Source organism: Allorhizobium sp. nf9_anc, assembly GCF_056323085.1.
This window is the reverse complement of record NZ_CM150481.1, coordinates 1,572,726-1,590,711: the sequence shown is the minus strand read 5'-3', so window position 1 is coordinate 1,590,711 and position 17,986 is coordinate 1,572,726. Positions and strand designations below refer to the sequence as shown.

Genomic DNA, 17,986 nt, shown 5'->3' with positions numbered 1-17,986 from the left:
TCATCCCCCTGCCGGGACCTTCTCCCCGCATGCGGGGAGAAGGGGGCAAGACGCCGGCCGCACCGGCCTTCTCCCCGCTTGCGGGGAGAAGGTGGCGGCAGCCGGATGAGGGGCTAAGACACAGACCTTATCTAAGCAGAGCCTGCGCTTCGTCGATACCCAGAGCAGCCGGTTGGGTGCAGGTTGTCGACAGGGTTACGAATTCACCCGTCTCGCCCGACTTCAGGATCGACACCATGACATCGACGCCATGCAGCGTGCGGTCGAGCGAGCAGCGGGCATCGCGGCCTTCGAGGATCGCAACCGCCATGTCGGCGAGGCCGGCCGTGCGGTAATTGGCACGCGGCCCCTGCGGGCTTTCCTGGTTGTTGCGACCGAACGGGTGATCCCAGGCTTCGAGAGGCTGGATGTTCTTGTCGCGGCCGGAGGCCTCCACGACGCCGCCGAAGAAGTTCGGATCCGGCACGTAGAGCGAGCCCTCGGTGCCGTAGAGCTCCATATTGGCGTGGCGGTGGCTCCAGACATCCCAGCTGGCAGAAAGCGTGATCGTGGCGCCATTCTGGAATTCCAGAAGCGCATGGATGTTGGTGGGGGTCTTGACCGGGATTGTCTCGCCATTGCGCGGCTGGCTGGTGATGGTGCGGGTCTCGTTGGCCATCGATGTCAGGGCCGCGACGCGCTTCACCGGGCCGATCAGGTTGATCAGGTTGGCGATGTAATAGGGGCCGAGATCGAGGACCGGGCCGCCGCCGGGCAGGAAAAAGAAGTCCGGGTTCGGATGCCACATTTCCATGCCCGGGCTCATCACATGGCAGGTGCCCGACGTGACACGGCCGATGCCGCCCTTGTCGATATAGGCACGTGCCAGCTGATGCGCACCGCCGAGGAAGGTGTCCGGCGCGCAGCCGACCGACAGGCCCTTGGCCTTGGCAATCGCACGCAGGTCTTCGCCCTGCTCGAGCGAGAGCACCAGCGGCTTTTCCGAATAGACGTGTTTGCCGGCTTCGAGGATGCGCTTGGAGACCGGGTAATGTGCATCCGGGATCGTCAGGTTGACGACGATGTCGACCTCGGGATTGGCGAGGAGTTCATCGATGGTCTGAGCCTTGACGCCGTATTCGGCAGCCCGGGCTTCTGCCGCTGCCGGATTGATATCCGCGCAGGCAACGACCTTCAGGCCGCGAAACAGCGGCGCAAGCGTAAAGTAGGTGGTGGAGATATTGCCGCATCCGATGATGCCGACGCCGAGTTCGCGTGCCATGGAAGTATCCTGCTATGTGCGATGGGTTCAATAGGTGTTGAAGGAAGCGATCGAACGGGTGATCAGCCGGTCGATATCCTTGGGATTGTCGTGCTCGACGACGAAATGTTTGACACGGGTGCTCTTCAGCGCCGCGATCAGACCCTTCCAGTCGACGGTGCCGTGACCGACATCGGCCCAGCCGTCCTCATCGGCATTCTCGCCTGCCGGCGCGATGTCCTTCACGTGGACTGCGCTGATGCGCTTGCCGTAGCTTTCGATCCAGGCGAAGGGATCGGCCTTGCCGCGGATGACCCAGGCGATGTCGGCTTCCCAGTCGAGCTCGGGACCGCCAGCGAAGATCTGCTCCTGCGGGGTCGAACCATCCGGCAAGCTTGCAAACTCGAAGTCGTGATTGTGCCAGCCGAAAACGAGACCGGCATCGCGCAGCGGCTTGCCCGCGGCCTGCAGGCGCTGGCCAAAAGCGAACCAGCCGCTTGCATCCGTCGGGCGCTGATCGGGCATCAGATAGGGGCAATAGACGGCTTCAATGCCGAGCGTCTTGGCGATCTTGATTACGCGAGCCGGATCGCTCTCGATCATGTCGAGACCGAAATGCGCGGTCGGCATGGTGAGGCTATTGTCATCAAGCTCCTTGCGGAAGGCGTCGAGTTCGCCATCGGCGAGCGAGGCGTAGAGGGCACCGTAGCCCTCGACCTCACCGTAACCAGCGGCCTGGAGCTTCGGATAGATGCCGCTGAAGGGCGGGAAATTGCGGGCGCTGTAGAGCTGAAAACCGAGTTTGGTCATGGGGGTAGTCTCCTCCTCGTTTGGTCCTGGATCGGGCGCCCAGGGCCTTAGATATGATGGCTGTCAGTCCGCCGACTGGCAGCTGTAAAGATCGTAGATGCGGAACTGCGGCACGGTGCCGGCGGCAAGCTGAGTGTCCGCTTTGAAGATGATGCGGCGGCTCTCGCCGGCCGAAAGATCGAAGGCGTTATCGGAATATCGGCCGGGGGTTGCGCTTTCGAGCATGACAAAGAGCGCCAGGCCGTGGGACGTGACGGCCACCTCGAACGCACCGTCGCCGGTCGGCGTGACCGAGGTTTCGAGACGCGATGGTTCGAGATCGAGCGCCTTGTAGGTGCCGTTGATGAAATGCCCCTCCCCGGTCATGCCATTCGAAACCGTGAAGTTCCAGGCGAGCAGGCCATCGGCCGGGATCTCGCTCGCATCGAGGGTGACGAGAATGTCTGCGGCATCCGGGCCGCAGTCGCCCTGCACGCTTTTCAGCGGAATGCGCTCGCCAGAGAGCGTCAGCACGAAGAGGTTGGCGTCGATGGTGACGGTGTCGAGCGTATCGTTGACCATGGAGAGCGCAATGCTGCTGCCATCTTCCGACGGGATGGCTGCGACCGCGACCGGCTGGAAGAAGCGGCGCACCATGTAGTGCATGGCCTTCCAGCTGCCGCCGTAGTCGAGGCTGGACCAGGAGGCGACCGGCCAAGTGTCGTTGAGCTGCCAATAGATCGTGCCCATGCAATGGGGCTTCAGCGAGCGCCAATATTCGACGGCCGTCTTGATGGCGAGACCTTGCTGGATCTGGCTCAGATAGACGAAATTGGCGAAATCCTTCGGGAAACGGAAATAGCGGAACATCGTGCCCGCAATCCGCTCATTGCCGCCGGCATTCTTCTGATGAAGCTCGATGACAGGCGAGGCGATGTTCATGTCCGCCTTGTCGGCGAAGCTCTCGATGACCGGCAGCGACGTATAGGATTGGAAGCCGAATTCCGAGCAGAAGCGCGGTTTGACAGTTCGGTAATTATCGAAACTCTTATTCTCGTGCCAGACGGACCAGTAATGCATGTCGCCAGAGCCATCGGCATGCCAGGCATCGCCGTAGTCGAGATAGCCGGAAGCCGGGCTCGACGGCCACCAGATGCCCTGCGGATAAGTCTTCTTGACGCCCTGCTCGATGGTCCGGTTAAGGCGATCATAGGCGACGAGGTAACGGTCTCTGTTGTTGCGGGATTCCGGGAACCAGGTGAGCGCACCGACGAGCTCATTGTCGCCGCACCAGATCACGATCGAGGCGTGGCTGGACAGCCGCTTGACCTGATATTCGACTTCGTGGGCGACGTTGTCGAGGAAGTCCTCGGTGCAAGGGTAGAGATTGCACGCGAACATGAAATCCTGCCAGACCATCAGGCCGAGCCGGTCGCAGAGGTCGTAGAACCAGTCGGCCTCGTAGAAGCCACCGCCCCAGATGCGGATCATATTCATATGCGCAGCGACGGCAGAATTCAGCAGATCGGTGGTCTTCTCCTCGGACGAGCGCGAGAACAACGCATCGGCCGGGATCCAGTTGGCGCCACGGCAGAAGATCTCGCGGCCGTTGACCTTGAGCGCGAAGCGGCTGCCGGCCGCGTCCGGATCGGTGATCAACTCGACGGTTCGCAACCCGATCTGGCGGGTGACGGTTTCGGTCGGCAGATCGACGGTAAGCGCATAGAGCGCCTGTTCGCCTGAGCCCGATGGCCACCAGAGGCGCGGGCTTTCGATCTCGAAGACATGCACGACCTTGGTCTCGCCGGCAGCAATGCCAACATCGAGACGAATACGGTCGGCGTCGAGTGCGAAGTGGATCGGCACCACGGCTGGCTCGAAGGAATGGATGGTAGCGGTAACCTTGAGCTCGACCCGGCCATCGGCATGGTGGACCTGCTCCGTCTCGACATGCTCGATGCGGGCGGGGTCGAGCTTCTTCAACGACAGTGTGCCGTAAATCCCGAGCGGCGCGATCGCGATATTCCAGTCCCACCCGAAATGGCATTGCGGCTTGCGCAGCATGTTGCCGTTCGGGATCGGGCAATTGCCGGTCGAATAGGGAATATAGAAGGGCTGGCGCGCCTGGCGCTCGGCGCCTGCCGTGATGCTGGAATGGAAGACGATGCGGATGGTGTTCTCGCCCGGCTGCAAAGCGTGGCTCACATCGGGGCGATAGCGGCGGAAGCAGTTGTCGGCAGACAGCACCGGGATATCGTTGACGAAGACGACGGCGACCGTGTCGAGATAATCGATGTCGAGATACCAGCTGCCAGAGATATCGGGCACGACAACGCGGCGCTCGATGACCCAGTCGCGTTCGGCGACCCATTGCACGACTTCCTCGTTGCGGCCGAAATAGGGATCCGGGATCAGGCCCGCCGCATGGAGAGCCGAATGCACGTCACCCGGCAGCGTGATCGCCGCCGCGTGTGCGCCATCGGCGCAAGCGAGATGCCATTCGCCGTGAAGATCGATGACGCCGCCGTTTGCACTCTCAGTCATGATGCTTGTCCTGCAGAAGAAAAAGGCGCCCCGGTCACAGCCCGGGGCGCAGGGGGAACTGTTCAGATGCGCTCTTCGGTCTGCGCATCGAAGAGCGAGGCGACTTCCATGTCGAAGCCCAGCCGCACCTTGGCACCCGGCGCGTAGCGGCGTGTGCCGCCGATGCGGACCGACATGGTATGACCGGCATGCTTCAGCCACAGAAGGTTGTCGGCGCCCATCGGCTCCTCGATGTCGACGACGGCCTCGTGCAATTCGCTGATGCCACTCTCTTCATCGACCTTGATATGCTCCGGCCGCACGCCGAGCACGACCTTGCGACCGCCGGTCAGAGGCTCCTGCGAGCGATATCCCTTCATCGAGAAGAGCACGTCGTGGGTGCGGAAGAAGATCTCGCCGCCCTCGTTGACGAGATCGCCATGCAGGAAGTTCATCGACGGCGAGCCGATGAAGCCGGCAACGAAGAGGTTTCTCGGCTGGTTGTAGATCGTGTTCGGATCGGCAAGCTGCTGGATGACGCCGCTCTTCATGATCGCGATGCGGTCGGCGAGCGTAAGCGCCTCGATCTGGTCATGGGTGACATAGATCATCGTGTTCTTGAGGCTGTGATGCAGACGCTTGATCTCGACACGCAGTTCCGAGCGCAGCTTGGCATCGAGGTTAGAGAGCGGCTCGTCGAACAGGAAGACGTCGACGTCGCGCACCAGGGCTCGGCCGATTGCCACGCGCTGACGCTGGCCGCCTGACAGTGCCGAAGGCTTGCGGTCGAGCAACGGGCCGATCTGCAGGATATCGGCGGCGCGCTGGACGCGCTTTTCGATCTCCTCCTTCGGCATCTTGGCGACCTGCAGGCCGAAGGAGAGGTTCTTTTTCACCGACATCTGCGGATAGAGAGCATAGGACTGGAACACCATGCCGATGCCGCGGTCCTTGGGCTCTTCCCATGTGACATTCTTGCCCTTGATGAAGATCTGGCCGTCGGTCGGCTCGAGCAGGCCAGCGATGCAGTTGAGCAGCGTGGACTTGCCGCAGCCGGATGAGCCGAGGAGAACGATGAACTCACCGTCGACGATGTCGAGATTGAGGTTTTCCAGCACCTTGACGGCGCCGAAGCTCAACGAGAGGTCCTTGATCGATACACTGTGCGACATGAGCTTAACCCTTGACTGCGCCGGCGGCGATGCCCCGGACGAAAAGGCGTCCGGAAATGAAGTAGACGATGAGCGGCACGGCGCCGGTGAGCAACGTTGCGGCCATGTTGACGTTGTATTCCTTCACGCCCTGGACCGAATTGACGATGTTGTTGAGCTGCACGGTCATCGGGTAATATTCCGGTCGGGTGAAGACCACGCCGAACAGGAAGTCGTTCCAGATGCCGGTGATCTGCAGGATCATGGCGACCACGAAGATCGGCAGCGACATCGGCAGCATGATCCTCAGATAGATCTGCCAGAACCCTGCCCCGTCGATGCGCGCGGCCTTGAACAGCTCTTCCGGCAGCGAGGTGAAATAGTTGCGGAACAGCAGTGTCAGGATCGGCATGCCGAAGATGGTGTGCACGATCACGAGGCCGGTCAGCGTGCCGTAGATACCAAGTTCGCGCAGCACGATGACGATCGGATAAATCATCACCTGGTATGGAATGAAGGCTCCGATGATCAGGATGGTGAAGAACAGTTCCGCACCCTTGAAGCGCCAGTTGGCGAGCGCATAGCCGTTGACCGAGGCGATCAGGATCGAGATCAGCGTCGACGGCACGGTGATGCGCACCGAATTCCAGAAGCCGCGCGACAGACCATCGCAATTGAGGCCGGTGCAAGCGGTCGCCCAGGCCTTGACCCAGGGCTCGAAGGTGATCTCGACCGGCGGCGAGAAAATGTTGCCGAGACGGATCTCCGGCATGCCCTTGAGCGAGGTGACGATCATCACGTAGAGCGGGATCAGATAGTAGATCGCAAAGAAGATCAGCGATCCGTAGAGCATGATGTTGCGCGGTGAGAAGGTGCGCTTCGGCTTTGCGCCGCGGGGCCCGGCTCCGAGACGATCGGAGACGGCATCGAAACCGGCGGCGGTGGTGTTCAGAGAACCGGGATTAGCCACGCTTCTTTCCTCCGAATTCGAGATAGGCCCAGGGGATGATGACGATGGCAACCGTCAGCAGCATCATGGTGGAGGCGGCGAAGCCCTGTCCGAGGTTCTGCGCCTGGAACATGTAGTCGTAGACGTACTTTGCCGGCACTTCGGAGGCGATACCGGGGCCGCCGCTGGTCTGGGCGACGACGAGGTCGTAGAGGCGGACAATCCCTGATGTGATGATCACGAGCGTGGTGATGAAGACCGGGCGCATCATCGGGATGATGATGAAGAGATAGGTCTTCCACATCGGAATGCCGTCGACACGCGAGGCCTTCCAGATGTCCTCGTCGATGCCGCGCAAGCCCGCGAGCAACAGGCACATGACGAGCCCCGTGCCTTGCCAGAGACCGGCAATCAGAATGCCGTAGATGACGATGTCAGCATCATAGAGGGGATTGAAGGTGAACGTCTCCCAACCGAGCGAGCGCACGATCGACTGCACCCCGAAATCCGGGTTCAGGATCCACTGCCACACAAGGCCGGTGACGATGAAGGAAAGCGCGAAGGGATAAAGGAAGATCGTCCGGAACGCGTTTTCGAAGCGGATCTTCTGGTCCATCAATGCGGCGAGCACGAAGCCGATCACGATCGAGAAGATCAGCGACAGGATGCCGTAGATGGCCAGGTTCTGGATCGACATCACCCAGCGCGGCGCGTCCCAGAGGCGCTCGTACTGATCAAAGCCGACGAAACTCGCACGCGGCAGGAGCTTCGAATTGGTGAAGGAATAGACGACCGTCCAGATCGTGCCGCCAAGGAAGATGACCATTGCGGTCAGCACCATGGGAATAGAGGCGATCTTGGCGTTCAGATTGCGAAACAGCTTGTTGGGTCGACCGGCATGCGACGGGCTTGCCATGGGTCAGTCCTCCTCGTCCTGGACACGGGTGGCCAGCCAAGACCGTCACGCTGAAACGCACACGCTTCCCGCACACGGCCGGCAGACGGGCGCTCATGCCCTACCCGGTCGATAATGGCCAATGTCCGGCCAGGAGACACCCCTGGCCGGACAGGTCACCCGCGATTACTCGGCGGAAGCAATGATGTCGGCGAAGCGCTTCTGCGCATCTTCGACAGTCATGGACGGATTGGCGAAGAACTCAGAGAAGAGGTCTTCCTTCTGCTTCTGGCTGTCAGCCGAAAGCAGCTGGTCGGTGCCCTGGATGACATTGCCCTTGGCGAGAATGTCGAGGCCCTTCTTCATGCAATCGTTGGCAGCGGCCAGATCGACGTCACCACGAACGGGCAGCGAGCCCTTCTTCAGGTTGAAGGCGACCTGCGTTGCAGGGGCAACCAGAGTAGACGCGAGAACGTCCTGTGCTGCCGACTTTTCCGCGTCATCGATGACGGGGAAGTAGAAGGCGTCACCACCGGTCGAGATGATCTCGTTCACACCGAGGCCCGGAAGGCAGGTGTAATCCTTGCCGGCAACCTGATTGGCGAGAGCGAATTCGCCCTGTGCCCAGTCACCCATGATCTGACCGCCGGCCTTGCCGGTGATCACAAGATTGGTGGCCTGGTTCCAGTCCTGCACATTGGTGCCCTTGGACATCCGGCGAGCATCGTCGGCGGCCTTGAAGACCTTGGCGATCTCCGGACCGGCTGCGACGGCCTCATCCTTTTCCTTGAAGACCTTCTCGAAGGTCTCCTTGCCGGCAATGGCGACCATCAGCACGTCGAACGCACCGGCAGACTGCCACGGCTGACCACCAACCGCGAGCGGAATGATGCCCTTGGCTTCAAGTGCCGGTGCTGCTGCGACGAACTCGTCCCAGTTCTTCGGCACGGCAACGCCAGCCGATTCAAAGGCGGCGTTCGACAGCCACAGCCACTGCCAGGAGTGGATGTTAACCGGGGCGCAATAGATCTTGCCGTCGATCGTGCAGCTTTCGAGCAGGCTTGCCGGCTTGATGATGTCCTTCCAGCCTTCCTTTTCGGCGACAGCCGTCAGGTCTTTCATCAGACCGGCTTCAGCCAGTTCCTCGGCCTGGCGGCCGTGGTTGAACTGGGTGGCGCCCATCGGATCACCGCCGGTGATGCGGCTGATCATGATCGGGCGGGCGGTACCGCCGGAACCGGCGATAGCGCCGTCGACCCATTTGTTGCCGGTGGCATCGAAGGCCTTGGCAAGCTCGGCGACGGCCGCGGCTTCACCGCCGGACGTCCACCAATGGGTTACTTCGAGATCGGTGGCCTGTGCTGCCGCAAACGGCATGACAACAGTAGCGGCCAAAGCTGCCGCAAAGCTACGAAAATTCATGAGTCTCCTCCCTCACTGAAACGTTGCCGGAAAAACTTATGCGAAAGAAATCGCAGACGCAACCAGCCGGATCGGAAAAAACGCTTTCACCTCCGCATTCATCGTCAGGGTGCACCTGCACACCACCCTTCAAAACGCTTTGATTCGGATTTCGATCGCTCCAAGAGCAGTCCAAACACTGCCATAACTCCATCATTTTCAATGCTTTATCATTTATTTCGATATATCGTCTCTTTTGGCGAGACTTCGCGGCGCGAAGACCCGTAATTTCGCAGCGCACAATCGTAAAAGTTGCACGCCTTCGCAGCGCAGCACGAGAAACCGCTCGACAAATCCACTGTATCGTTTCAGATTTTCCGTTCACCGTACCGGGAGGAGTGCCGGTCTCCAGGTTTGCAGGCGAGGAAAAGCCAATTATAAGCGTGGCTTGTGCGAGTGGCGGGGACGACATGACAGATCAGCAGGGGGGCGGCCTCATAGACCGCCCAGTGGCGACGAAGGAGCGGCCGACGCTCAAGACGATCGCCTTCATGACGGGCCTCGGCATCACCACCGTGTCGCGGGCCCTGAAGGACGCTCCCGATATCGGCGCCGAGACCAAGGAACGGGTGCGCATGGTGGCGCGCCAACTGGGCTATCAGCCGAACCGGGCGGGCGTTCGCCTGCGCACGGGCAAGACCAACGTCATTGCCCTGGTGCTCGGCATCGATGAGGAAATTCTGGGCTTTTCCAACCAGATGGTGGTCGGAATCTCGGAAGTGCTATCGGGCACCCCCTACCACATCGTGGTCACGCCACATGCCCATACCAAGGACCCGATGCTGCCGGTCCGCTATATTCTCGAGACCGGCTCGGCCGATGGCGTGATCATCTCGCGCACCGAGCCCGATGACGACCGCGTGCGGCTGCTCACCGAGCAGAACATGCCTTTCGTCACCCATGGCCGTACCGCCATGGGCATCGAGCATCCCTATCACGACTTTGACAACGAGGCTTTCGCCTACAGCGCCGTGGAACGGTTGGTGAAGCGTGGACGCAAGCGCCTGGCGCTGCTGCCGCCGCCGAGCAAGCTCACCTATTACCAGCACACCTTCGATGGCTTCATGCGCGGCCTGAAGGCCTTCGGTGCCGAGGAAGTACCGCTGCACATCAACATCGACGCATCGCTCGGGCAGATCCGGTCGTCCGTCGAGGCGCTGATGCGGGGGCCGGACGCGCCAGACGGCCTGATCTCGTCCTCAGGCAGCAGCGCGATCGCGGCCAATGCCGGGATCGAGGCGGCCGGCAAGCGCGTGGGCGTAGAGATCGACCTCGTCGCCAAGCAGGGCACGCCGATCCTCAACTGGATCCGCCCCGAGATCATCGCGGTCTATGAGGATGTGCGCCAGTCGGGACGCGAGCTTGCCAAGGCGGTAATTGCCCGCATCGACGGCGTCGATGCGGAACTGCTGCAGAGCGTCAGCAAGCCGCGCTGGGAATAGGCCGGACGGATAGCAGCATAGGCTCCCCGCGCTTGCTGCACGCCCGGCGTCAGGCGAAGGACGGGCTTTCGCCCTCGTGCCAGACAACCACGGAATTGCGGCCACGGACCTTCGCCGTGTGAAGGGCTGCATCGGCGCGCTTCAGGAGCTCGTCCGGCGTCACCTGAACGGCGCCATGGGCGACGCCAACACTCACGGTGACCTCGACCATCTCGTCGCCGAGAAAGAACATCTGCTGTGCGACGCTGTCGCGGATGATGTTGCCGAGCGTCTCGGCCTCCTCCACCTTGCAGAACGGCACATAGGCGGCGAACTCGGCGCCCGCGAGCCGGCCGAGAAGCGCATGCTCGGGCAGTTCGCGCTGAATGAGCTCGGCGCAGGTCTTCAGCACGTGATCGCCGCCGGAATGGCCGAAACGGTCGTTGATCCGCTTCACATGGTCGACGTCGACATAGAGGAAGGCGCCCTCCCCGCGGATCTTCATAGACAACGTCTGCAGAAGGTCGAGGAAGGTGCCGCGGTTCGCAAGGCCGGTCAGCATATCGGTGGCGGCCGCCCAATTATGTTCAACGAGCAGCCGGTCACGAACGAGCAGGAACATGGAGACCGGCGCAATGACTGCATGCAGGAACATCGCCAGCACGATCCCCGAAAACCACAGAGGCTGCAACGCGGCGGCGACGTCAGACGTGCCAAGTGGCCAGACAAAGGCCGCGATGCCCGCCAGGATAAGCAGTGCCGACATGATGCCGAACCATTTATAGGTGAAGGGCCGATTGCTCAGGCGTTCTTCAGTCTCGGACACCACCAATTCGCGGGCGGCGAGCGCTGTATAAATAGCACCGACCAGCATGCCGAGTTGGAAGCGGGCATTCACATCGACCTGCAGGAACGGAGCCGACGCGGTCAAAAGGAAGAAGAACAGAGGACCGGCTACCGCATGCTTGAGGTTAAGGCTCCGGTGGTCGAAAGCGCGGAGCGCCTGCCATGCCACGGTCGCCGAAAGCAGCATCAGGGTCTGAGCGAGCCCGACGGTGAACAGTCCGAAGTCTCCGCTGGAGAAGATGCTGAGGAATGCACCGGCAGCACCGCTGGCCGTCGCTGCAGAAAGCAGGGCGAACTCGTTGCGCGTTGAGTCCTGCCGCCACTGCCGCCAGTACAAGAACGCAAAGACAGCCAGAAGTGCGAAAGCACCAACAGAGACTGTGGAAAGATTAACGGAGACCATCATGATTCGCCTGCATTTCGAGCGGTTTCCTTAACCGCCTGGCCACGCTAGGCCACAGGCGTTAAGCCAAAGGTAAACAAGCGGCTATCATTTTAACGAAAACCACCTGCCAGACATTTCATTCACAAGGCAATGAAAGGGCTGGCGATGGCAGGGGTTCCAAAAAGAAAAGGACCCGACATTGTTCATGTCGGGTCCCTTCGGTTCATGCTGTCGTTCGATCAGAACTGGCCGGCCCAGGGACCGTGATGCAGGTCCTTGCCGTCGAGGCGATCAAAGCCATGCGCGCCGAAGAAGTCGCGCTGCGCCTGGATGAGGTTTGCCGTGCCGCGACCGCGACGATAGGTGTCGAAGTAGGAGAGCGCCGAGGCAATGGCCGGAACCGGAAGGCCCGAGAGCGCGGCATAAGCAACGACGCGGCGGAGCGCCCCGTCGGTCTCCTTGACCATCTCGGCAAAGGCCGGCGTCACAACGAGGTTCGGCACGTTCGGATCCTTGGTAAAGGCGGACGTGATCTCGTCAAGGAACTGCGAACGGATGATGCAGCCGGCGCGCCAGATGCGGGCGATCGTCGGCATGGGCAAAGACCAGTTGAACTCTTCCGACGCCGACGACATGACGGCAAAGCCCTGTGCGTAAGCGGCAATCTTGGCGGCGAGCAGCGCGTTTTCGAGATCGGCGATGAAGGCGGCCTTATCAGCAGGCGCCTCGGCAAGCGCCGGCAGGCCGAACAACTTTTCGGCAGCCATGCGCTCTTCACGCAGCGACGACAGAACACGGCCGGCAACAGCGGCTTCGATGCCGGAAGCCGTAACCGCGAGGTTCTGCGCTTCGATGGCAGACCACTTGCCGGTACCCTTCTGGCCGGCAGCATCGACGATGATGTCGACCATCGGCTTGCCGGTTTCGGGGTCGGTTGCCTTCAGCACCTTCTCGGTGATTTCGATCAGGTAGGAGTTGAGGCGGCCCTTGTTCCATTCGCCGAAGATCTCGCCGATTTCGGCGGCCGACATCTTCAGGCCATCACGCAGGATGCCGTAGATCTCGGCGATCATCTGCATGTCGGCATATTCGATGCCGTTGTGGATCGTCTTGACGAAGTGGCCGGCACCGTCGGTACCGAGCCAGGCGACGCAAGGGTCATCGTTGAACTTGGCCGCGATGGAGGTGAGAACAGGTTCGACGCGCTTCCAGCTCTCCTCGGTGCCGCCGACCATGATCGAGGGACCATGACGGGCACCCTCTTCGCCGCCGGATACACCCATGCCGATGAAGGTCAGGTCGGTCCCTGCGAGCTTTTCAAAGCGCGCGACCGTATCGCGGAAATTGGCATTGCCGGCATCGATCATGATGTCGTTCTTCGACAGATACGGCATCAGCGCGGCCATCTGCTGGTCGACGGCCTCACCGGCCTTGATCATGATGATGATCGGGCGTGGGGGACGAATGGCAGCGACAAATTCTTCGATCGTGTGGCAGCCGATGATCTGGCCGGCCAGATCGCCGGCTTCTGCGAGAAACTCGTCCGTGCGCGCCGGCGTCCGATTGAAGACTGCGATCCGATTGCCTTTTTCGGCAATGTTGAGCGCCAGATTGGAACCCATAACTCCAAGACCGATCAGTCCGATTTCCGCTTGCTGCACGATGAAGCCTCCGCATGCAAATTCATGGATGCGGCTTTCTCGCATCCGCGAAGGCATGCGGCAAGAGCGAAAGTTGACCGTTCGGTAAACGCTGTATCAAGCGTCGGGCTTGTCATCACTCTCCGAGATAACCCGCCAGGCCGCGCCATCGAGGTCCTCATACTGGCCGCTTTTGAGCGACCAAAGGAAGGCGAAGAGACCGAGGCCGCCGAGGAAGAGCGCGATAGGGATGAGGAAAATCAACATGTTCATGCGGCGATCCTCGCACCATCGGCAGGTAGTGTCGATGCGTTCGCGGCAAGACCTGATGCGAGCACGTTTTCATCCAGGGTCAACCGGTTGAGACGCAGCGCATTGGCGACCACGATGATCGACGAGGTGGACATGGCGACCGCTGCAATCAGCGGCGTGGCGTAACCAAGCAGCGCAATCGGAACGGCGATGACGTTGTAGCCGATCGCGAGCGCAAAGTTCTCGCGGATCAGGCGACCTGCACGACGCGAGGCTTCGATGGCAAAAGGCACGGCTTCCAGCCCGTCACGCATGAAGACGAAATCAGCCGCCTGGCGACCGACATCGGCGGCCGTGGCGGGTGCCATCGAGACATGCGCGGATGAGAGCGCCGGTGCATCATTGATGCCGTCACCGACCATCAGTACGCGGCGACCGCGGGCCGATGCCTCGGCGCAGGCTTCGGCCTTGTCGCGCGGGGAAAGACCGGCGCGCCAGTTATCGATGCCGAGATCGGCGGCGAGCTTGGCAACAACGGGGGCGCGGTCGCCCGAGAGAATGCCGAGGTCGAGGCCGGCCTGCTTCAGGGCCGCGATCGAGGACTGGGCTCTTGGCCGCAGCATATCTTCGAACAGGAAGGTCGCCCGTTCGATCCCGTCGAGCGAGAGAACGACCTCGGAGTAAGGCTTGTCGCTCGTATCAACGGCCTCAGAGACGCAGGCAAAGCGACGGTTGCCGAGACGCCAGACGCCCTCCACCGTTTCAGCTTCGACGCCGGATCCCGGCACTTCACGAACGGTGTCGAACCCCCGAGGCTGCCCCCCATAGGCCGCCCAGAGCGCCCGAGACAGCGGATGGCGGGAATGGGCTGCGAGACCGGCGGCGACAGCAAAGCCGATCGGCTCGATCTTGGTGGCATCAACGAGGCGCGGGCGGCCGAGCGTCAGCGTGCCGGTCTTGTCGAAGGCCACAGCCTCGATTTCGGCAAGCCGCTCCATGGCGGAACCGTCCTTGACCATGACGCCAGCCTTGAACAGGCGACCGGCGGCAACGACCTGGACGACAGGCACGGCAAGCCCGAGAGCGCAGGGGCAAGTGATAATGAGCACCGCGATCGCGACCATCATCGCGTGCTTCCAGTCTCCGTCATAGAGACCCCAGGCGACGAAGGAGGTGATCGCCAGCAGATGCACGGCCGGCGAATAATATTGCGCGGCGCGGTCGGCGATGCGGCGATAGCGCGCTCTGCCCCCTTCAGCCGCTTCCATCAGGTGAATGATTTCGGAGAGGAAGGAGTTCTGGGCGGTCGCCGTGGCGCGGACGGTCAGCGAGCCCGTGAGGCTCAGCGTACCAGCCTGGATTTCGGTGCCCGGACGGACAGAAACCGGCGCGCTTTCGCCATTGACGATCGACATGTCGAGATCGCTCTCGCCAGAGACGACGACGCCATCGACGGGAATGCGGTCACCAGCTGATATCGCGACCTGATCGCCCACACGGATCTCATCGACCGCGCGATATTCGCGCGAGCCGTCGTCGGCCAGCACCATGGCACCGCGCGGATTGAGGCGGGCAAGCCCGCTGATGGCGGAGCGTGCCCGGTCGCGCATGATGTGATCGAGCGTGCGGCCAATCAGAAGAAAGAAGAGCAGTGACGCCGTTGCGTCGAAATAGGCGTGTTCACCGTGATGGATGGTTTCCCAGAGCGAGGCGAAATAGGAGAGCGTGATGCCGATCGCGATCGGCACATCCATGTTGGTGCGCCCGTGGCGGAGCGCGTTCCAGGCCGATTCGTAGAAGAAGCGACCGGCATAGATCAGGGCCGGTGCTGCAATCATCGCCGAGATCCAGTGGAAGAGATCACGCGTCGAGGCATCCGCGCCGGACCAGACGGAGACGGACAAGAGCATGATATTGGTCGCGGCAAAGCCTGAGACGGCAACCGCCCGGATCAGCTTGTTGCGCAGCGCGACGGAAGCTTCTTCCGCTGATGTGAACAGATGGGCGGTATAGCCAGTCGAGGCGATGGCCCGGGCGAGATTGACCGGGTCGGTCTCGACGCCGTCGACGGTCTCTTTCCAGACGACGGAGACACGCTTGGTCGAGAGGTTGACGCGCGCCCGCTCGACTTCGGGAAGCGCCTTCAGCACACCTTCGACAGTCGTGATGCAGGTGCCGCAATGGACAGCGGGCACGCTCATGTCGACCTGCCAGAGGCCGGGTCCAACCGCTCGGCTGGAGAGCTTCAGTTCTTCCGCCGAAGGCAGGGAGACCCCTGCCCGCTCCATGTCCAATGCGCCTTCGGTGCCTGCCGCGCAGCAACTCATCGTCATTCTCCTGAAACGGTAACCCGCTTCGCCTCATGCATGATCAACTTGCCGTCCTTCGTCGCCTTGATCTCGACGATCCAGCTTCCGGGTAGAACAGCCGTTTCAGCCAGATAGAGACCGTCGCCGGCGGGCGTCAGCTGGAGTTCGAAATCCTGGGCGACACCGACGGGCCGCTTGAAATGGGCCGTCACCGCATCGGCAACGACGGCCGTGTTTCCCGGAAGCGTCAGCCGGTAGCGCATGCCCTTGGCATCGACCTGGAGATCCCCGGCGATACCGGTCGCCAGCATCTCGCGGATGGCAGCCGTCTTGCCGTTGAACTGTTGGCTTGCGACATAGGTGTTCTTCACCACCAACCCGCTCCAGCTCGACGTTGCCAGATAGGCCATGGTGAAGTTGACCGTGATGATCGTGCCGAAAAAGGCCAGCATGATCGTCAGCATGTGCCAGCCGGTGAAGGTGAAGGGCTTTTTTGCGTCAGTCGTCATCTTTTTCTCCCGGTCCTATGAAGACGGCTTCATAGACATCGCGCTCGTCACTGCCCTGATCCTTGGCAATGAACTGGAATTCCTGATTGTCGTCCTCGACCTTGTCGCCCGAAAGCGTCACGAAGACCTTGAGCGTGGTCGCCTCGTCCGGCTCGACCGAGACGGTGAAGGAACGGGCGGGTGGCTGGTTGATGCCGTTGATCTTCATCGTCGCATCCGGCAGGCCTTCGAGCGACACCTCGATCTCGCGCGGGGCAGCGATCATGTTGAGGATGCGCACCGTGTATCCGTTGCGGATCGAGCCATCGGATTCCAGCACGAATTGTGGATTGCGGTCATGTAATACGTTGACCTCCAGGCGGTCGCGACCCAGCAGAGCAACGAGCATGCCGATGCCGACAGCGGTCCAGACGCCCATGTAGAGCAGCGTGCGGGCGCGGAAGATCACGCGCCAGTCGAAATGGCGGACCTTGTCCGAGAAGCTGCCGTCTTCGTTGCGCACCTTCTTCGGGTCAATGCTGCAGGTCCCGCCACCGGTGGCGAGCGCCATGTTCGACTGGTATTCGTCGAGCGTCGCATAGGCGATGAGGCCCCGCGGCTTGCCAACCTTGTCCATGACGCCGTCACAGGCGTCGATGCAGAGCGCGCAGGTGATACATTCGAGCTGCTGGCCGTCGCGGATGTCGATGCCCATGGGACAGACGGCGACGCAGGCATTGCAGTCGACGCAGTCGCCAACCGATTCGCCAGCGGCGACCGCCTTCTTGGCGTGGCGCGTGCGGGGCTCGCCGCGCCAGTCGTTATAGGTGACGACGAGCGAGTTCTCATCGAGCATGGCGGCCTGGATGCGCGGCCAGGGGCACATATAGATGCAAACCTGCTCGCGCATCAGGCCGCCGAAGACATACGTCGTAGCCGTCAGGATGGCGACAGTCATATAAGCGACCGGTGCGGCATTGCCGGTGAGGAAATCCATGGCGAGCGAGGGCGCGTCGGCGAAATAGAAGATCCAGGCACCACCCGTCAGAACACCGATCAGGATCCAGGTGGCGTGTTTGCTAACGCGCTTCCAGATCTTGTCGAAGGTCCAGGGCGCCGATTCAAGCTTGATGCGGGCGTTGCGGTCGCCCTCGATGAATCGTTCGACGACGAGGAAGAGATCGACCCAGACGGTCTGCGGACAGGTATAACCGCACCAGGCTCGGCCGACGGCTGAGGTGACGAGGAAGAGGCCGAAACCGGCCATCACGAGCAGGCCTGCGACGAAGAAGAACTCCTGCGGCCAGATCTCGATGAAGAAGAAATAGAAACGCCGATGCGCAAGGTCGATCAGCACGGCCTGATCAGGCGCGAACTCACCGCGATCCCAGCGCAGCCAGGGTGTGAGGTAGTAGATGCCGAGCGTGATCGCCATGATGATCCACTTGAAGCGGCGGAAGGCCCCTTCCGCACGCTTCGGGAAGATCTTCTTGCGAGCCTCATAGAGCGGGCCGCGGCTCTTGGCCGACATCACCGCCTCGGCTTCCAATCTCTCCACCTCGGGCGCGTCGGCGGCGCGGGTTTGATCGGCGTGTATGTTCATGGGACGAGAACCTTCTTCTGATGCTCGCCTTGTC

Annotated in this window: 14 protein-coding genes; 1 reads left to right on the top strand and 13 read right to left on the bottom strand. The window is 61.6% G+C overall.

Annotated elements, in window-relative coordinates:
- Window positions 1-127: 127 nt before the first annotated feature.
- The 7 genes from AC02Y0_RS07485 to AC02Y0_RS07455 all read right to left on the bottom strand — a co-directional run bounded on the left by AC02Y0_RS07485 (window position 128) and on the right by AC02Y0_RS07455 (window position 8,969).
- Window positions 128-1,261 carry a Gfo/Idh/MocA family protein gene (locus AC02Y0_RS07485; RefSeq protein WP_476383326.1) on the bottom strand — a complete coding sequence of 378 codons (1,134 nt, stop codon included), beginning with the start codon at window positions 1,259-1,261 and terminating at the stop codon, window positions 128-130.
- Window positions 1,262-1,288: 27 nt separating this feature from the next.
- On the bottom strand, window positions 1,289-2,050 hold the full coding sequence (locus AC02Y0_RS07480; RefSeq protein WP_476383325.1) for a sugar phosphate isomerase/epimerase family protein: 762 nt from the start codon (window positions 2,048-2,050) through the stop codon (window positions 1,289-1,291).
- A 63-nt stretch (window positions 2,051-2,113) separates the two neighbouring features.
- Window positions 2,114-4,573: a beta-mannosidase gene (locus tag AC02Y0_RS07475; RefSeq protein ID WP_476383324.1), complete on the bottom strand. Its 2,460-nt coding sequence runs from the start codon at window positions 4,571-4,573 to the stop codon at window positions 2,114-2,116.
- A gap of 62 nt (window positions 4,574-4,635) precedes the next feature.
- Window positions 4,636-5,724, bottom strand: a complete 1,089-nt coding sequence (locus AC02Y0_RS07470; RefSeq protein ID WP_476383323.1) for an ABC transporter ATP-binding protein — start codon at window positions 5,722-5,724, stop codon at window positions 4,636-4,638.
- A 4-nt stretch (window positions 5,725-5,728) separates the two neighbouring features.
- Window positions 5,729-6,673, bottom strand: coding sequence for a carbohydrate ABC transporter permease (locus tag AC02Y0_RS07465; protein ID WP_102020167.1), 945 nt, complete (start codon window positions 6,671-6,673; stop codon window positions 5,729-5,731).
- The gene (locus tag AC02Y0_RS07460) at window positions 6,666-7,568 is read right to left on the bottom strand and encodes a carbohydrate ABC transporter permease (RefSeq protein ID WP_102020168.1); all 903 of its coding nucleotides are present in this window, start codon (window positions 7,566-7,568) and stop codon (window positions 6,666-6,668) included. The genes AC02Y0_RS07465 and AC02Y0_RS07460 overlap by 8 nt, the downstream gene beginning before the upstream one ends.
- A gap of 165 nt (window positions 7,569-7,733) precedes the next feature.
- On the bottom strand, window positions 7,734-8,969 hold the full coding sequence (locus tag AC02Y0_RS07455) for an ABC transporter substrate-binding protein (protein ID WP_102020169.1): 1,236 nt from the start codon (window positions 8,967-8,969) through the stop codon (window positions 7,734-7,736).
- A gap of 449 nt (window positions 8,970-9,418) precedes the next feature.
- Here AC02Y0_RS07455 and AC02Y0_RS07450 point away from each other — a divergent pair, with 449 nt between their 5' ends.
- Entirely contained in the window at window positions 9,419-10,450 is a 1,032-nt protein-coding gene (locus tag AC02Y0_RS07450; RefSeq protein ID WP_444558466.1) for a LacI family transcriptional regulator, read from the top strand.
- Between the two features lie 49 nt (window positions 10,451-10,499).
- Here the strand turns inward: AC02Y0_RS07450 and AC02Y0_RS07445 are convergent, their stop codons facing one another.
- The 6 genes from AC02Y0_RS07445 to ccoG all read right to left on the bottom strand — a co-directional run bounded on the left by AC02Y0_RS07445 (window position 10,500) and on the right by ccoG (window position 17,952).
- On the bottom strand, window positions 10,500-11,681 hold the full coding sequence (locus tag AC02Y0_RS07445; RefSeq protein ID WP_476383322.1) for a GGDEF domain-containing protein: 1,182 nt from the start codon (window positions 11,679-11,681) through the stop codon (window positions 10,500-10,502).
- A 218-nt stretch (window positions 11,682-11,899) separates the two neighbouring features.
- Entirely contained in the window at window positions 11,900-13,321 is a 1,422-nt protein-coding gene (gndA, locus tag AC02Y0_RS07440) for an NADP-dependent phosphogluconate dehydrogenase (protein WP_476383321.1), read from the bottom strand.
- A 96-nt stretch (window positions 13,322-13,417) separates the two neighbouring features.
- On the bottom strand, window positions 13,418-13,573 hold the full coding sequence (ccoS, locus tag AC02Y0_RS07435) for a cbb3-type cytochrome oxidase assembly protein CcoS (protein WP_102020172.1): 156 nt from the start codon (window positions 13,571-13,573) through the stop codon (window positions 13,418-13,420).
- Window positions 13,570-15,879 carry a cation-translocating P-type ATPase gene (locus AC02Y0_RS07430; RefSeq protein WP_476383320.1) on the bottom strand — a complete coding sequence of 770 codons (2,310 nt, stop codon included), beginning with the start codon at window positions 15,877-15,879 and terminating at the stop codon, window positions 13,570-13,572. Before AC02Y0_RS07430 ends, ccoS begins: the two co-directional genes overlap by 4 nt.
- 2 nt (window positions 15,880-15,881) lie before the next feature.
- Complete coding sequence (locus AC02Y0_RS07425; RefSeq protein ID WP_476383319.1) at window positions 15,882-16,370, bottom strand: FixH family protein; 489 nt, start codon at window positions 16,368-16,370, stop codon at window positions 15,882-15,884.
- Window positions 16,360-17,952, bottom strand: a complete 1,593-nt coding sequence (ccoG, locus tag AC02Y0_RS07420) for a cytochrome c oxidase accessory protein CcoG (RefSeq protein ID WP_476383318.1) — start codon at window positions 17,950-17,952, stop codon at window positions 16,360-16,362. Before ccoG ends, AC02Y0_RS07425 begins: the two co-directional genes overlap by 11 nt.
- Between the last annotated feature and the right edge of the window lie 34 nt (window positions 17,953-17,986).

Bases quoted from the DNA above. Each gene is read 5' to 3' on its own strand.
- ccoG (WP_476383318.1), bottom strand. From the start codon at position 17,952: ATGAACATACACGCCGATCAAACCCGCGCCGCCGACGCGCCCGAGGTG.
- AC02Y0_RS07455 (WP_102020169.1), bottom strand. From the start codon at position 8,969: ATGAATTTTCGTAGCTTTGCGGCAGCTTTGGCCGCTACTGTTGTCATG.
- AC02Y0_RS07450 (WP_444558466.1), top strand. From the start codon at position 9,419: ATGACAGATCAGCAGGGGGGCGGCCTCATAGACCGCCCAGTGGCGACG.
- AC02Y0_RS07485 (WP_476383326.1), bottom strand. From the start codon at position 1,261: ATGGCACGCGAACTCGGCGTCGGCATCATCGGATGCGGCAATATCTCC.
- AC02Y0_RS07430 (WP_476383320.1), bottom strand. From the start codon at position 15,879: ATGAGTTGCTGCGCGGCAGGCACCGAAGGCGCATTGGACATGGAGCGG.
- AC02Y0_RS07425 (WP_476383319.1), bottom strand. From the start codon at position 16,370: ATGACGACTGACGCAAAAAAGCCCTTCACCTTCACCGGCTGGCACATG.
- AC02Y0_RS07480 (WP_476383325.1), bottom strand. From the start codon at position 2,050: ATGACCAAACTCGGTTTTCAGCTCTACAGCGCCCGCAATTTCCCGCCC.
- ccoS (WP_102020172.1), bottom strand. From the start codon at position 13,573: ATGAACATGTTGATTTTCCTCATCCCTATCGCGCTCTTCCTCGGCGGC.
- AC02Y0_RS07475 (WP_476383324.1), bottom strand. From the start codon at position 4,573: ATGACTGAGAGTGCAAACGGCGGCGTCATCGATCTTCACGGCGAATGG.
- AC02Y0_RS07445 (WP_476383322.1), bottom strand. From the start codon at position 11,681: ATGATGGTCTCCGTTAATCTTTCCACAGTCTCTGTTGGTGCTTTCGCA.
- AC02Y0_RS07460 (WP_102020168.1), bottom strand. From the start codon at position 7,568: ATGGCAAGCCCGTCGCATGCCGGTCGACCCAACAAGCTGTTTCGCAAT.
- AC02Y0_RS07470 (WP_476383323.1), bottom strand. From the start codon at position 5,724: ATGTCGCACAGTGTATCGATCAAGGACCTCTCGTTGAGCTTCGGCGCC.